The following is a 14,360-nucleotide window of genomic DNA, read 5'->3' on the forward strand; positions in this document are numbered from 1 at the left end:
GCGAAAGCGGTCAGGGGAGTTCGGTGCGCCAGGAGTCGGCGAGGGATTCGAGCTTGCGGGCGCCAACGTTGAGCAGGACACCGGCCACGATCACGACGAACACCGACGCGAGCACCTCCGTGGTGCCGAGGTGGCCGGCGAAGAAGCTGATGTTGTAGCCGATCCCGCCGTCGCCCGCGAAGAACTCGCCCACGACCACGCCGACGAGCCCGCGGCCCACGCCCAGGCGCAGCCCGGCCATCACCGTCGGCACCGACGCGGGCAGGATCACCTTGCGCAGCAAGGCCGTCTCGCCCGCGCCGAACGACACGGCGGTGCGGATCAGCTTCGGGTCGACGTTGCGCACGCCCTGGGCGGAGTTGACGATCACGGGGATCACCGACATCAGGAACGTGATGGCCACGACCGACGGGCTGCCGAGGCCGAACATCAGCACCAGCAACGGGAACAGGGCCACGATCGGGGCGGAGTACAGGAGCCACACGTACGGCTCGACCACGTAGTCGACGTAGCGGTAGCGGCCCATCAGCAGCCCCACCGCGACACCGACGATCGCGGCCATCCCGAAGCCGATCACCAGCTCCAGCGCGCTCGTGCCGAGGCTGTGCAGCAGCAGGCCCGAGCCGATCTGGTCGCCGAGCGAGCCCGCGATGAGCACGGGGGAGGACGTGAGGAACGGGTTCACGAGGCCGGCCCACGCGGCGATCTGCCACAGGATCGCGACCAGCACGAGGAACCCGCCGCCGAGCACGATCGGCATGGCCTTCTCCGGCACCCGCCGCTTCCGGGGACTGACAGTGGTGGTCATCGGGTCACCTCTCCCAAGCCGTGGCGGCCGTGCCGAGCACGCGCAGCAGCGCGGTCACGACGTACCCGAAGATCCCGACCACGAGCGTCAGGAACAGCAGCGGCGCGACGTCGAAGTTCTGGCCGTACGTGGAGATCAGCTGGCCCACACCGTCCGTGCCGCCGTAGAGCTCGGCCACGATCACCGCGATCACGCCGCGCCCGGCGCCCAGGCGCAGGCCGGCCATGATCGTCGGCAGCGCGCTGGGGAACAGGATCTTGCCGAACATCGCACCGCCACCGGCGCAGAACGCCCGCGCGGCCTGCACGAGCTTCGGGTCCGTCTCGCGGATGCCGGCCATCGCGTTCACCGCGATCGTGATCACGGCCTCGATGAACACCATCGCGATCTTCGACGCCTCGCCGATGCCCAGCGCGAGAACCACGAGCGGCAGCAACGCGAGCGACGGCGTCACGTAGAGCGCGATCAGCGCCGGTTCCAGCGTCTGGCGGATCCGCAGCTTCCAGCCCATCAGCATGCCCACCGGCACGCCGACCACGACGGCGAGCAGGAAGCCCGTGAAGAACTCGACGAGCGTCGTCTGCGCGTTGTCCCACAGCTCACCCGAGCTCAGGAGGTCGCCGCCGGCTCGGACGATCGCGACCGGGGTGCTGGTGAACTGCACGTCGACCAGGCCGGTCGAGGCGGCCAGTTGCCACAGCGCGAGCACCACGACGACGCTGCCGAGCACGAACCGCGCCCGTACCGGCGGCAGCCAGCGCAGGCCCACCGCGCGGCTCGGCGGCGCCGCGGCCACCGGGCGCGGCGGCCGCGTTCGCAAGCCCTGCGTCATGACGGCACCGCCGCCCCGGCCTGCGCGCCGAAGAGCAACTCGGCCAGGTGCGTGCGGTACTTGCCGAACGCCTCGCTCGCGCGCACCGCGGCGTCCCGCGGGCGCGGCAGGTCGATCTCCATCACCTCGACCACGCGGCTCGGGCTGCCGCCCATCACGAGCACGCGGTCGGCGAGGAACACCGCCTCGTCGATGCCGTGGGTCACGAACAGCACCGTTTTCCGGTCCAGGTCCCAGATCCGCAGCAGCTCGGTGGCCATCAGCTCGCGCGTCTGCGCGTCCAGCGCGCCGAACGGCTCGTCCATCAGCAGCACCTCGGGGTCGGTGGCCAGCGCGCGGGCGATGCCGACGCGCTGGCGCATGCCGCCCGAGAGCTGGTGCGGGTGGGCCTCTTCACGCCCGCCCAGGCCGACCAGTTCGATGAAGTGCCGCGCCCGGTCCAGCCGCGTCGCCTTGTCGACACCCTGCATCTCGAGTCCGAACGCGACGTTCGCGAGGATCGTGCGCCACGGCATCAGCGACGCGTCCTGGAACACGACCCCGCGGTCGGGGCCGGGTTTGGTCACGATCTTCTCGCCGATGCGGATCTGCCCGCCCGACGGCTTCAGCAGGCCGTCGGCGGCCAGCAGCACGCTGCTCTTGCCGCAGCCGCTGGCGCCGACGATCGTCACGAACTCGCCGTCGCGTACGTGCGCCTCGAACCCGTTCACCGCCACGAACGGCTCGCCCTTGCCGGCGTAGGAGATCTGCAGCTGGTCGAAGGTGATGTCTGCCATCTCGTGCTCCGCTCAGCTGGTCTTGGGCAGGAAGCGGGTGTCGAGCCACTGCGAGTCGGGCAGGCGTTTCGCGAACACCTTGCCCTGCAGGCCCATCTGCCAGAAGTCGTCCATCGCCTTCGCCGAGGGCATGCGGCCGTCGGGATAGAGCTGGTCGATCCACTCGGCCATGCTGGCCCTCGCGTCGTCGGTGCTGATCTTGAGGTTCTTCGCGATCGACTTCACCGCGTCGTCGGGCTGGTCCTTGGTCATCTTCATGGCCTGCGACAGGGTGTCGACGAACTTCTTGGCGCGGTCGGGGTTGTCGTTGACGAAGCCCGGCTTGCTCCAGGTGACGTGCATCGGGTAGCTGTCGACGAGATCCTTGAGGTCGAGGATCTTGTTGTAGCCCTCTTTCTGCGCGTAGACCGTCTGCGGCTCGGTGAAGATGTTGGCCTGCAGCTGGCCCGCCTTCATGGCCGCCAGGCGCGCCGCCGAGGCGCCGCCCTGCACGACCTTGATGTCCTTGTTAGGGTCCAGGCCGGCCTTCGCCGCGGCGAAGCGCGTGAGCAGGTCGGTGGACGAGCCGATGGTCGTCACACCCCAGTTCTTTCCCTTGCCCTGGGCCACGGTGTGGATCTCGGGCACGGCGTACCAGGCGAACGCAGTCATGTCGAAACCGCCGTAGATGACCTTCACGTCCTGGCCGGCTTCCTCGGCCGTGAGCGGCCCGGTGAGCGAACCGACCGCGACGTCGACGTCGCCGGACAGCACGGCCTTGGCGAGCTCGGCGTCACCCTTGAACGTGACGGGTTTGACGGTGAGACCGTGCTGCTTCCAGAGGTTCAGGTCGTCGGCCAGGTAGACCGGCGCGAGCGTGGTGGCCTGCACCGGCAGGCCGAGGGTGATCGTGTCGCCGCCCGAGGCGCCACCACCACCCGAGCCGCACGCGGTGGCGACGAGGGCGAGAGCGAGAGCCGGTAACGCGAGCCGGGTCCGGCGGAGAGTTTTCCATGGCACGGGGGAGACCTCGATTGTGTCCAGAGGGGAGACCGGGACGCGGGGGAGCTTTTTCCGCCCCGGTCTGGAATCGGGCGAGGTGTCGACCATGAGAAGCATCGGGAGGTGCACCTCTTTGTGCTCCGGTCAGTGTGACTCTCGATCTCGACGCGCGTCAAGAAGCTGAGAAACATCGATTTCCGCGGGTTTCCGGTCCGCGCCGCGGGCACGACGAAACCCCCGGCGGACGCGAAGTCCTTGTCCGCCAGGGGGTTTCACCGTGCACGTCCGTCCTAGCGGAACACCTCCGGCCGGTTCTTCGCGAGGCTGATCAGCCCACCCGCCTCGAGCATGTCGACGAGGAACGGGTCGGCCGCGGCACCGCGGATCGTCGTCTGTGTGGTGAGGTTGGTGAACTCGCCGGTGGCGAGGTCCACGCGCACGCGGTCGCCGTCGGCCGCGAAGTCGGGGTTGAGGCCGACTTCGAGTGCCGGCAGGCCGACCTCGAAGCAGTTGCGGTAGAACGTCCGGGCGAACGTCTCCGCGACCACGCACCCGATTCCCGTGGCCTGCAACGCTTTCGTCGCGATGGCGCGGCCCGAGGACTGCCCGAAGTGCTTGCCGGCGAACACGATGTCACCGGGCTGCACCTGCTTCGGGAACTCCGGGTTGAGGTCTTCGAGCACGTGCTGCACGAGGATCTCCATCGGCTCGAACACGTACTGAGTCTTCACGAGCCGGTCGGTCGGGATGTTGTCCCCGAACCGCCAGCAGCGGCCCTCGAACTTCACGCTTTCCCTCCTGCACGGCTCGCGATGACCCCCGCGACGGCCGACGCGGCAACGGTTTCCGAAGACGCCAGGTACATCGACGCGTCCGGGCTGCCGTTGCGGCCGGGGAAGTTGCGGGCGTGGGTGGAGATCATCGTCTCGTCGGACGCCATCGCGCCCATGTTGTAGGCCTGGTTCGAGCCCGTGCTGGGCGGGAACCACGTGGCACCGGCCTCGTGCAACGCGAGCACAAGCCCTTCGCGCGCGGCCTCCGCGAACACCTCGCGGCTGGACGGCACGAGGTGGAACCGCGTGTCCGGGTGCACCTTGTGCCCGGCCAGGACCTCGGCCGCCGCGCGGAAGTCCTCGAGCCGGCCGCCGCCGTGGCCGCCCAGCTCCGCGTACTGCACCGGCGTGCCGGCGACCTCGGCAACGGGCTTGACGTTGCCGACGGTCGGCGGGCACGCGACCGTGGGGTCGACCTCGCCGACGTCGAATCGCAGCACCTGCGCGGCTTCCTCACCGTCGCCGTGCACGAGCAGGCCGGCGTCGCCGCCGGGCAGCGTGCGCACGAACGCCTCGGTGATCTCGTCCGGCTCGACGAAGCTGCACTTGGCGCCGAGGTCCACGCACAGCAGCGGGAACAGCCAACGGTCCCAGAAGGACAGTCCGCGCACGTACGGGCCGCCGAACTCCACGGCCCGGTAGTTCAGCTCGCCCTCGCCGATGCGCCCGACCAGCCACAGCGCGATGTCGCGCGGGGTGACGCCGGGCTTCGGCGTGCCTTCGAGGTGGATGCGGGTCGTCTCCGGCACCTTGAACCACGCTTTGCCGTACGGCAGCACGGTTCCGGCGTGCGAGTCGTTGCCGAGCGCCACAGCCAGGGCGCCCATGGTGCCGTGCACCGGCGTGTGGCTGTCGGACCCGACCACGATCATGCCGGGCTTGATGTGCCCGTTGCGGACCACGGCGTGGTGCAGGTTGCCGTTGCCGCAGTCGTACAGCTTGAGGCCGTGCTTGCGGGCCCACCGGCGGTTGTGCTGCAGCACGTCCGCCTGCTGCTCGGTCGGCGGCGCGAAGTGGTGGTCGAACACCATCACGGCCCGCTCCGGGTCGGGGATGGGCACGTTCACGCGCTTCTCGTACACCTGCGAGGTGAGGTACCCCGACAGGTCGTGCATGATCAGGCGGTCCACTTTGGCCACGACGATCTCGCCGGGCGCCACGGACTCGCGGCCGCTGGCGCGGGCGAGGATCTTCTCGACGAGGTTCACGCGACCACCGCCGTCGCAACGATCTCGCGCGGGTCGGTGATGACGCCGCGGATCGCCGACGCCGCGGCCGTGGCCGGGCTCGACAGGAAGATCTTCGAGTCGTAGCTGCCCATGCGGCCCTGGAAGTTGCGGTTGGCGGTCGACAGCGTGGTCTCGCCGTCGGCCATCGCGCCGCCGTTGCCCGCGCACGCGCCGCAGCCGGGGTTGGTGATCATCGCGCCGGCCTGGATCAGCTTCGTGAGCACGCCGCTGTCCGATGCCTGCGCCATGATCTTCGCCGACGCGGGCGTGACGATGAGCCGCAGGCCCGGGGCCACGCGGTGGCCGGCGAGCACGTCGGCCGCGATCACGAGGTCGTCGTACTTGGCGTTGGCGCAAGAGCCGATGAAGACCTGGTCGAGCTTCGTGCCGGCGACGTCGCCGACGCCCACCACGTTGTCGACCGTGTGTGGCACCGCGATCTGCGGGGCGAGCGTCGGCCCGTCGAGCCGCACGGTGGCGCGGTAGGTCGCGTCCTCGTCCGGCAGCAGGATGTCCAGCTCGTCACGCGGCACGCCGGCCTCGTCGAGGTAGGCGAGCGTGGTGTCGTCCGGGGCCACGAAGGCGTTCTTGGCGCCCATCTCCATGGCCAGGTTGCAGAACGTCATGCGCTCGGACACGGACATGCCCTCGACGTAGGAGCCGGAGAACTCCACCGACTCGTAGGTCAGCCCGTCGGCACCGAGGTCGCCGATGAGCTTGAGCATGATGTCCTTGGCGTAGACGCCCGGCGCGAGGTCGCCGTCGATCACGATCCGCACCGACTCGGGCACCTTGACCCACAGCTTGCCGGTGACCCACGCGGCGGTGATCTCGCTGAACCCGACGCCGGTGCCGAACGCGCCCAGCGCGCCGTAGATCGTCGAGTGCGAGTCGGTGCCGATGATGAACTGGCCGGGCCGCACGAGGCCGTGCTCCATGAGCACGATGTGCGCGATGCCGCTGTTGACGTCGAAGAAGTTCTTCACGCCCATCTTCTGCGCGAACTCGCGGCACAGGGCGTGGTCCGCGGCCGTTTTGGCGTTCATGGCGGGGGACAGGTGGTCCATCACCATGGCGACGCGGTTCACGTCGTAGAGCTGTTCGACGCCCATCTTCTCGAGCGTCCGGATGCACCGCCAGCTCGCGGTGTGGCTCATGTACAGGTCGGGGAACGCGTCGACGATCTGGCCCGGCACGAGGTCGGCGACCCCGGACGCGCGTTCGATCGCCTTCTGCGCGAAGGTCTTGGCGGTCACTGCTTTCCTCCCGCGAAGCTCGTCATCAGGTGCGGGATCAGGCCGCCGTCGGCCATGATCTCCCGCAGCACCTGCGGGTACGGGCTGAACGGGAAGGTCTGCCCGTCCACCTCGACCGTGCCCGCGTCGTAGTCGACCCACATCTCGCCACCGTCGGTGGCGGCCTCGGCCGCGGCGGGCGACTCGACCGCGACGAGCCCGGTGTTGATGGCGTTGCGGAAGAAGACGCGGGAGAAGGAGGCGGCGACGACCGCCTTGATCCCGGCGCCGATCAGGCACGTGGCGGCCTGCTCCCGCGCGCTGCCGCAGCCGAAGTTACGGCCGGCGACCACGACGTCGCTCGCCCGCAGCCGCGCCTGGGTCTCCGGCCCCAGTGGCTCGAAAGCGTGCTCGGCGAGCTCCGCCGGGTCGATGCTCACGAGGTAACGGCCGGGGATGATGACGTCGGTGTTCACGTTCTCGCCGAAGGTGATGACCTGGCCTCCGACACGAAAATCACTGCCCATGGGAAGTCTCCGCTCGTGGATCCGTTGGTGTGCGGCGGTTTCCGGTCACGGGCTCGTCTCTTCCAGGAACCAGTCGGTCGGCACCGTGTGCCCGAGCTCGCGCTTCTCGGCCAGGGCCAGCGCCCGCGCGCAGACGGCCGCGAACTGCACGCCCATGCCGGTGTTGTTCGTGAACACCGTGATGTCCTCGGGGCTCGTGCGGCCCGGCGCCTCGCCCAGCAGCAGGTCGCCGAGCTCGCGGATGGCGTCCCACTCCATCAGGCCGCGGGTGACCGGGCCGAGGATGTCGTACTGCTTGTCGTGGTGCACCTGCTCGCGCGAGAGCACGGTGATGTGCGGCGCGGCGCGGTCGAACGTCGTGTCGTCCAGCTCGCGCCGGGTGGCGGTGCCGTCGGGCGAGGTGATGGCCGTGACGTGCGTGCCGGGGTCGAGCCAGGCGCCGTCGAAGCAGGCTTCCATGGCCGCGGTGGCGCAGGTGACGATCTGGCAGCCGGCCACCGCGTCGCGCCGCTCGTCCACGGCCACGATCTTGCGCCCGGTCTTCTCGCTCCACACCTTCGCGAAGTGTTCGCGGTGCTCGGGCGTGGGGCTGTACACGCGGACCTCTTCGATGTTCGGCCGCACCATGAGCAGGCACTCCAGGTGCGCCTCGGCCTGCCAGCCCGAGCCGAACATCCCGGCGACCGTCGCGTCCGGGTTGGACAGTTCGCGGATGCCGAGCGCCGAGGTGGCGCCGACGCGCATCTTCTGGATGAAGCTGTCGTGCATGATGGCGAGCGGTTCGAGCGTGGTCAGGCTGTAGAGCGTGACGAGCCCGACGTAGCGGCCACCGGGCGCGGCCGGGATGAGCCGGCGCCGCTGCACCCCGGAGGGCAGCGTCTCGACGCCGGCGATGTCGGACGTGATCCGCAGCGCCCACACGCCGCTGGAGACGTTGCCGCCCTCCTGCGACTTGAACCGGAAGCGGAAGCCGGGGTGACGGCTGTCCTCGACCGGGAAGTACGTGTGGTTGCGCGGCCGGTTGGCGCCCTGGCCGGAGTTGAGCTCCTTGTACGCCGTCTCCAGCGCGTCGAGCGTCTCGCCGGCGGTGAGCACCTGCTCGATGTCGCCGTTGGAAAGGATCCTCACCGTTGTGCTCCTGTCAGGTGTTCTGGTTCGCCCGCGGTGACGCGGACGGTCTCGGCCACGGCCGCGTTGCCGCCGTCGGCGAAGGCGACTTCCACGGACACCGCGCCCGCTTCGCCTTCGGCCAGTACGGCGGCCGGGTCCTGGGCGCGGAACTCGCCGCTGGTGGACAGGTCGGCCTGGTTGACCCAGCGGACCTCGGCCTTGGCGCCCTCCGGCAGCTTCGCCAGCGCGGGTGCGGCGGCCTCGGCGAGCGAGCCGATCCTCGCGCCGGCCTTGGCCGAGGCGATGGCCGCGGTCAGAGCGTCCTTCAGCGCACCCGGCCAGCCGGCGCCGTCACCGAGGACGCGGCTCGAGTACACCCAGTTCATCCGGTACTGCCCGGTGACGCCGAAGGACGTCACGCCGTCCGAAGTGGACAGCGAGCTCGGGTACAGGTCGAGGAACCCGCCGCCGCGCAGGGCGCGTTCCACGGTCTCGACGCGGCTGCCGGCGGTGCTGCCCTCCACCGTGGCCTTGGCCGCGGCGTCGTCGAGGATCCGGCCGGCCGCGCGCAGCAGCTCGGTCTCGGCCGCCGACGGGATCAGGCGCTGCTCGCGCACCAGCCCGCCGAGGCGCTCGACCTGCCAGCCGGGCACCGCGGCCACGATCTCGTCGGCCACGTCGGCGGGCCACAGCGCGGCGTCGACCAGGCCGATCGTGCCGTTCTTCTTGCCCAGCAGGTACTTCGCGACGAGGTCGGCGAAGTTCTTGCCACCGCTGAACTCCGTGACCTTCGACGAGGCCTTCATCCAGTTCTGCACCCGCAGCGAGAGCTTGGTGAGGAACGTGACGGGTCCCTCGGCGGGGATCGCCAGCACACCTTCGTTCCAGTACAGGCACAGGTTGGTCAGGTAGGCGAGGTCGTCGGAGCGCGACACGTCGGCGTAGACGAACGCGACGTCGATGCCCTGGGCCGCCATGGCCTTCTGCAGCGCGGCGACGCGGTCGCCCCACTCCTGGTCGGGGGTTTCCGCGGGGTCGAGTACGTGCAGACCTCGTTTCACGCCACGTCTCCTGTCTCGAACAGCTTCCGTTCGGTCGTGATCAGCACTTCACAGCCGTCGGCGGTCACGCGCACGGGGTCGCCGAGCACGTGGTAGCCGGCCAGCGGCGTGTAGGTGTTGGGGTGGATGATGAACACGGAGTTCTCGGGCAGCGCGGTGTGGTTGCCCTCGATGATCGGCGTCTCGTCGAGGTGCAGGCCGTGGCCGTGGCCGCGCACGCGGGTGTAGTTGCTGCTGCAGTACTCGCCGTAGCCGTACTTGCGGAACACGTCGTTCTCGGCCATCGCCACCTCGTGGGCGGTGATGCCGGGGCGCACCACGGAGATGCCGGCCTCGACGGCCTCGTTGAACAGGTCGAACGACTTGCGCTGCCCGTCGTCGGCCTTGCCCACCACGGCGGAGCGGCAGATCTGCAGCCAGTACCCGTCCATCTTGGGCGTGAGCTCGGTCCGCACCATGTCGCCGGCTTCGAGCAGCCGGTCGCCCGGCGGGGTCATGCCGCGCACCTCGTCGCGGCCCGACGCGATGAGCATGAAGTTGTCCTCGGCCCCGAGGTTCTTCAGCCGCGCCTCGACCTCCGCGACGATCCGGTACTCCGGCAGCCCCGGTTCGAGCACGTCCACGAACGCTTCCCAGCCGGCCGCGCACACGACGGCGCTGCGGCGCATCCGCGCCAGCTCCCACTCGCTCTTCACCAGCCGCGCGGTGTCGAGCAGCTTCGTGGCCGACCCGACTTCGGCGCCCGGCGCCGCGGCGCGGATCGTCTCCATGAGCACGAGCGGCACGAGCTCGTGGTGGGCGATGCCGATGCGCCGCGGCGCCAGCTCCTTGAGGACCACGCCCAGCTCGGCCGGGTTCGCCGGGTCCAGCCGCCGGGCCTCGCCGACCCAGCCCTGCGCGGTGAAGGCCGCGAGGTCCGAAGGCCGGGTCGAGAACGCCACCGCGTCACCTTCGGCGGGGAACACCACGAGCGCGGCGCTGCCGGCCGGGGTCACGTCGGTGAAGTAGCGGATGTTCTCCCGCCGCCAGGCGGGGCCGTAGGCGAGCACGACGTCCAGGCCCTGCTCGGCCATCGCGTCGCGGATCTTGCGGTGCCGCAGCTGCAGCTCCGCGAGGTCCTCGGGGGACAGGCCCGCTCCGGCGGGTGCCGGGGCGTGGTCGATCGTCATGGGTACCTCCACTGTGGTTGTGGTGGGGTCGGTTTCCGGTGGTGACTCGGGCAGTCAGGAGCGCGCCGGGGCCAGGGCGGCGGGCGCCCCTTCGCCGGTGATCTCGCTCGTGATCTGCTCGACGGTGCGGCCGCGGGTCTCGAAGGTCGCCACGAGCGCGGCGATCCCGGCGAGGATCGAGATGATCCCGAAGACCAGGAAGAACAGGAACTGCGAAGCGTGTGCCGCCAGGATGAACCCGACGAGCACGGGCATGATGAGGCCGCCGACCTTCTGCCACGCCGCCGCCCAGCCGAGCCCGGTCGCGCGGCTGGCCGTGGGGTAGAGCTCGCTGGCGTAGGCGAAGAGCGTGCTGCCGGCCAGGCCGCTGCCGAAGAACGTGGCCAGCGAGCCGAGCACGATCACCGCGCCGGTCGCCGACGTGGTGCCCCAGGCGAGGCAGAACACTCCACTGAGGACGAACGCCCCGCCGAGCACCACGCGGCGGCCGATCCGGTTGATCAGCTGCCCGGCGAGGATCGCGCCGACCACGCCGGCGGCCGTGATGATCGCCGTGTAGCCGAAGCTCTTGAGCAGATCCACGCCCTGGTCTTCCAGGACCGAGGGCAGCCAGCTCGAGAGCCCATAGAGGAATGCGCCGGCGCAGACCTCCATGAACCAGATGGCGATCGTGTAGCGCAGGTAGTGCCGGGCGACGAGCGTGCGCACGGTGCCGCCGCTCTCGGGTGCCGCGTGCCGGCCGGCGGGGGCTTCGGTGGGGTTACCGCCCCGGCACAGGCCGCTGACGATGGCCGCGGCGTCGGCGAGACGATCGCGGCGCAGCAGGTAGCGGACCGACTCCGGCAGCGTCGCCAGCATGAACACGCCGACGACCACCGGCACGGTGGCGATCACGAACATCGCGCGCCAGCCGAACGCCGGCACCACCGCGGTGCCGACCGCGGCCGCCGTCGGCAGCCCGATCAGCCACGCCGCCGTGGCCGCGGTGACGAGCGGGCCGCGGTGGCGCGAAGGCACGAACTCGGCGATGTAGGGCAGGACCACGGCGATCTCGGCACCGAGCCCGATCCCTTGCAGCGCGCGGAACGCGACGAGGGCGCCGAAACTGGGCGCGAACACCGCGGCGAGCGAGAACACGGCGTAGACGATCACCGTGATCGACAGCGGCACCTTCCGGCCGAACCGGTCGGACACCGTGCCGGCGACGGCCGCGCCCACGAGCATGCCCGCGAACAGCGCCGAGGAGAACACGCCGGCCGACTCGCTGGTGAGGTGGAAGGTCTTGATGACACCCGGCAGGATCACGCCGGTCAGGTTGATCACGAACCCGCACAGGAAATGTCCGATGAGGACGGTCACGTAGATTCTCAGGTGCCGTGCGGTGAACGCCGACTCGTCGAGGCGGGAGAGCAGGGAGTGGGACGAGGTCGCGGGGGACGGGGGCATGTGGGGCCACCTCCTTGTGGCTGGAACAACCCAGGGCTTGTGAAACCCAGCAGCTCGTAGGACGGCGGCTGGTGCTACCCGGTGGCTCCTCGCCGCCCGACGCGGTGGTCGAACGGCGTGGAACCCGTTGGCCGGCAACCCATCGGCGGTCCGGTTCGCCGGTCGGCGGCCTTGTGGGCCACCGGCGTGCGTCCGGCCGTGTCGAACCGATCGGTTGCCACCCGATGGCTTCGAGACTCCGGCACCACGGCACTCCGAAGCGGCCCGGCTCGAAAGCCCGGCGGTGCGGAGGCCGAGGGATGTCGGCCGGCGGCTCGAAGCCGTCCGGTTCGAAACCCGTGGCGCAGGGCCGGATGGCCTGGCGTCAAACGGTTCCGATCCGGTGTCGTGCGGTGGTGCTGACCCCCCTTGGGTCTTCTTCCGTCACCGGTCGTCCAGGTTGCCCTGGACGTCGAAGTAGATCTGCGAGAGCGCGGGCAGCAGCTGGTCGCGCACCTCGGGGGCGAGGCCCGCGGTCAGTTCGGCCGCGAACTTGTCGAGGGTGCGCCGGGCGGTGTCCCGCGCGGTGACGCCCTTGGCGGTGAGCTCGAGCTGCATCGTGCGCCGGCTCGTGGCCGAGGGACGGCGCGAGAGTAGGCCCTGGTTCACCATCTTGTCGACGCTTTCCGACATCGTCGACGGGTTGCGGTGCGCGAGCTTGCACAGCGCCGTGAGCGACGTGTGGCCGCTCCCGACCCTCGACAGGATCCGGTACTGCCGGATGGTGAGCGGCAGCTCGAGCCCGGCGAGCAGCTCCGTCTGGAGCCGGGTCAAGCGCCCGCCCAGAGCCAGCAGGACCTCGCCGAGGCCCGCTTCCGGGCCCAGTTCGTCGAAGGTCTCGGTGTCGGTGGTGGTCATTTTGGTCCCCGTACGTTCCGGTACCCGAAATAACGATGCCGCCGACTGTACGTCCGCCCCCGCGCTGTGGGAAGGGGTGATTTCGTGACGACGAGAGTCTTTCAGTGGGTGAAAACCCGGATGGTCCCCGGCGCACCGCGGGTGAGAGCTTCGGAAACCGACCCCGACCGAAGGAGCTCTGAGGCGTCGATGGCAGCGTTCGCCCGAAACCAGTGGTACGTCGCCGCATACGGCCGCGAGGTGGGCCGGGAGCTGTTCTCCCGGACCGTGCTCGGCGAGCCGATCGTCTTCTACCGCACCGAATCCGGCGACGTCGTCGCGCTGGCCGACCGCTGCGTGCACCGCCGCTACCCGCTCTCGGAGAGCCGGCTCGACGGCGACAAGATCGTCTGCGGCTACCACGGCTTCACCTACGACAGCGCCGGTTCGTGCGTCTTCGTCCCCGGCCAGGCCCGGATTCCGCGCACGGCAAGGGTTCCCTCGTACCCGGTGGTGGAGCAGGACTCGTTCGTGTGGGTGTGGATCGGCGAGCGCGAGCTGGCCGACGAGTCCACGATCCCGCGCGCGCCGTGGCTCGCGGACCCGGCGTACACCAGCGTGAGCGGCATGGAACCGCTGGCCGCGCGGTACGAGCTGCTCGTGGACAACCTGCTCGACCTCTCGCACGAGACCTACCTGCACGGCGGCTACATCGGCACGCCGGAGGTCGCGAACACGCCGATCACCACGGAGGTCGACGAGGACCGCGGCATCATCTACGTCAGCCGCCACATGGCCGACGCCGAGTGCCCGTCGTTCTACGCGAAGTCCACCGGCATCGAAGGCCGGATCACGCGCTGGCAGGACATCGAGTACCACCCGCCGTGCCTGTACCTGCTGCACAGCCGCATCGCGCCCGTCGGCGTGCTGCCGAACTCCGACGGCACCGATCCCGACGGCTTCCACGTCGAGGTCGTCTACGCGATCACCCCGGAGACCGAGCACAGCACCCACGACTTCTGGGCCGTGGCAAGGGACTTCGCGCTGGAGGACACCGCCGTGTCCGATTTCCTCGCGGAGAACAACCGCACGGTCGTGCTGCAGGACGTGCGGGCGCTCGACATCCTCGAACGCGTCATCGAGGCCGAACCCGAGGGATACCAGGAGCTTTCGGTCAACATCGACACGGGCGGGCTGGCCGCGCGCCGCATCCTCAAGAGGCTGGCGGCCGGCGAGAGCGCGCAGGTCGTGTCGTCGTGAGCGAGCGCGTGGCGATGCTGCGGGGCGAGAACGTGGTGCGCATCCACTGGAAGCTCGGCACCGACGTGCTCGTCGGCGTGTGCCACTGCGGGGCCGAGCACGAGTCGGAGGACCCGGTGGAGCTGTGGGACTGGCTGCTGGCCCACCCCGTCGGGCACGGCGGTCCGGCGGTGCCGGTGGTCCCGCCGGAGCGCGTGGCCGTCGCGGTCTGAGCGGT

Annotated in this window: 15 protein-coding genes; 2 read left to right on the forward strand and 13 right to left on the reverse strand. The window is 70.1% G+C overall.

Going from position 1 to position 14,360, the window contains the following annotated elements:
- Positions 1-10: 10 nt before the first annotated feature.
- The 13 genes from ACFY1H_RS29970 to ACFY1H_RS30030 form a co-directional block, all read right to left on the reverse strand.
- A complete protein-coding gene (locus ACFY1H_RS29970) occupies positions 11-808 on the reverse strand; it encodes an ABC transporter permease (protein WP_366586478.1) in 798 nt (265 codons plus the stop codon).
- Between the two features lie 4 nt (positions 809-812).
- Positions 813-1,640 (reverse strand): ABC transporter permease, encoded by an 828-nt coding sequence (locus ACFY1H_RS29975; protein ID WP_366586476.1) that lies wholly within the window; start codon positions 1,638-1,640, stop codon positions 813-815.
- Positions 1,637-2,416: an ABC transporter ATP-binding protein gene (locus tag ACFY1H_RS29980; protein WP_366586473.1), complete on the reverse strand. Its 780-nt coding sequence runs from the start codon at positions 2,414-2,416 to the stop codon at positions 1,637-1,639. Before ACFY1H_RS29980 ends, ACFY1H_RS29975 begins: the two co-directional genes overlap by 4 nt.
- A gap of 12 nt (positions 2,417-2,428) precedes the next feature.
- Positions 2,429-3,415, reverse strand: coding sequence for an ABC transporter substrate-binding protein (locus tag ACFY1H_RS29985; protein ID WP_386951782.1), 987 nt, complete (start codon positions 3,413-3,415; stop codon positions 2,429-2,431).
- A gap of 272 nt (positions 3,416-3,687) precedes the next feature.
- Positions 3,688-4,185, reverse strand: coding sequence for a 3-isopropylmalate dehydratase (locus tag ACFY1H_RS29990; protein ID WP_285968654.1), 498 nt, complete (start codon positions 4,183-4,185; stop codon positions 3,688-3,690).
- Complete coding sequence (locus ACFY1H_RS29995) at positions 4,182-5,438, reverse strand: aconitase family protein (protein ID WP_386951786.1); 1,257 nt, start codon at positions 5,436-5,438, stop codon at positions 4,182-4,184. The genes ACFY1H_RS29990 and ACFY1H_RS29995 overlap by 4 nt, the downstream gene beginning before the upstream one ends.
- Complete coding sequence (locus ACFY1H_RS30000) at positions 5,435-6,715, reverse strand: aconitase/3-isopropylmalate dehydratase large subunit family protein (RefSeq protein ID WP_366586463.1); 1,281 nt, start codon at positions 6,713-6,715, stop codon at positions 5,435-5,437. The genes ACFY1H_RS29995 and ACFY1H_RS30000 overlap by 4 nt, the downstream gene beginning before the upstream one ends.
- Complete coding sequence (locus ACFY1H_RS30005; protein WP_386951789.1) at positions 6,712-7,221, reverse strand: 3-isopropylmalate dehydratase; 510 nt, start codon at positions 7,219-7,221, stop codon at positions 6,712-6,714. The genes ACFY1H_RS30000 and ACFY1H_RS30005 overlap by 4 nt, the downstream gene beginning before the upstream one ends.
- 45 nt (positions 7,222-7,266) lie before the next feature.
- Positions 7,267-8,349: an ornithine cyclodeaminase family protein gene (locus ACFY1H_RS30010; RefSeq protein ID WP_386951792.1), complete on the reverse strand. Its 1,083-nt coding sequence runs from the start codon at positions 8,347-8,349 to the stop codon at positions 7,267-7,269.
- A complete protein-coding gene (locus ACFY1H_RS30015; RefSeq protein ID WP_366586456.1) occupies positions 8,346-9,392 on the reverse strand; it encodes an aminopeptidase P family N-terminal domain-containing protein in 1,047 nt (348 codons plus the stop codon). Before ACFY1H_RS30015 ends, ACFY1H_RS30010 begins: the two co-directional genes overlap by 4 nt.
- The gene (locus ACFY1H_RS30020; RefSeq protein WP_386951795.1) at positions 9,389-10,561 is read right to left on the reverse strand and encodes a M24 family metallopeptidase; all 1,173 of its coding nucleotides are present in this window, start codon (positions 10,559-10,561) and stop codon (positions 9,389-9,391) included. Before ACFY1H_RS30020 ends, ACFY1H_RS30015 begins: the two co-directional genes overlap by 4 nt.
- A gap of 54 nt (positions 10,562-10,615) precedes the next feature.
- Entirely contained in the window at positions 10,616-12,007 is a 1,392-nt protein-coding gene (locus ACFY1H_RS30025; RefSeq protein ID WP_366586450.1) for an MFS transporter, read from the reverse strand.
- Between the two features lie 423 nt (positions 12,008-12,430).
- A complete protein-coding gene (locus ACFY1H_RS30030; RefSeq protein ID WP_386951799.1) occupies positions 12,431-12,904 on the reverse strand; it encodes a MarR family winged helix-turn-helix transcriptional regulator in 474 nt (157 codons plus the stop codon).
- Positions 12,905-13,093: 189 nt separating this feature from the next.
- Here ACFY1H_RS30030 and ACFY1H_RS30035 point away from each other — a divergent pair, with 189 nt between their 5' ends.
- Both ACFY1H_RS30035 and ACFY1H_RS30040 read left to right on the forward strand, forming a co-directional pair.
- Positions 13,094-14,143, forward strand: coding sequence for a Rieske 2Fe-2S domain-containing protein (locus ACFY1H_RS30035; protein WP_386951802.1), 1,050 nt, complete (start codon positions 13,094-13,096; stop codon positions 14,141-14,143).
- A complete protein-coding gene (locus tag ACFY1H_RS30040; protein WP_386951804.1) occupies positions 14,140-14,355 on the forward strand; it encodes a hypothetical protein in 216 nt (71 codons plus the stop codon). The genes ACFY1H_RS30035 and ACFY1H_RS30040 overlap by 4 nt, the downstream gene beginning before the upstream one ends.
- The last annotated feature ends 5 nt before the right edge of the window (positions 14,356-14,360 follow it).

The organism is Amycolatopsis sp. NPDC001319 (assembly GCF_042896185.1).
GTDB lineage: Bacteria > Actinomycetota > Actinomycetes > Mycobacteriales > Pseudonocardiaceae > Amycolatopsis.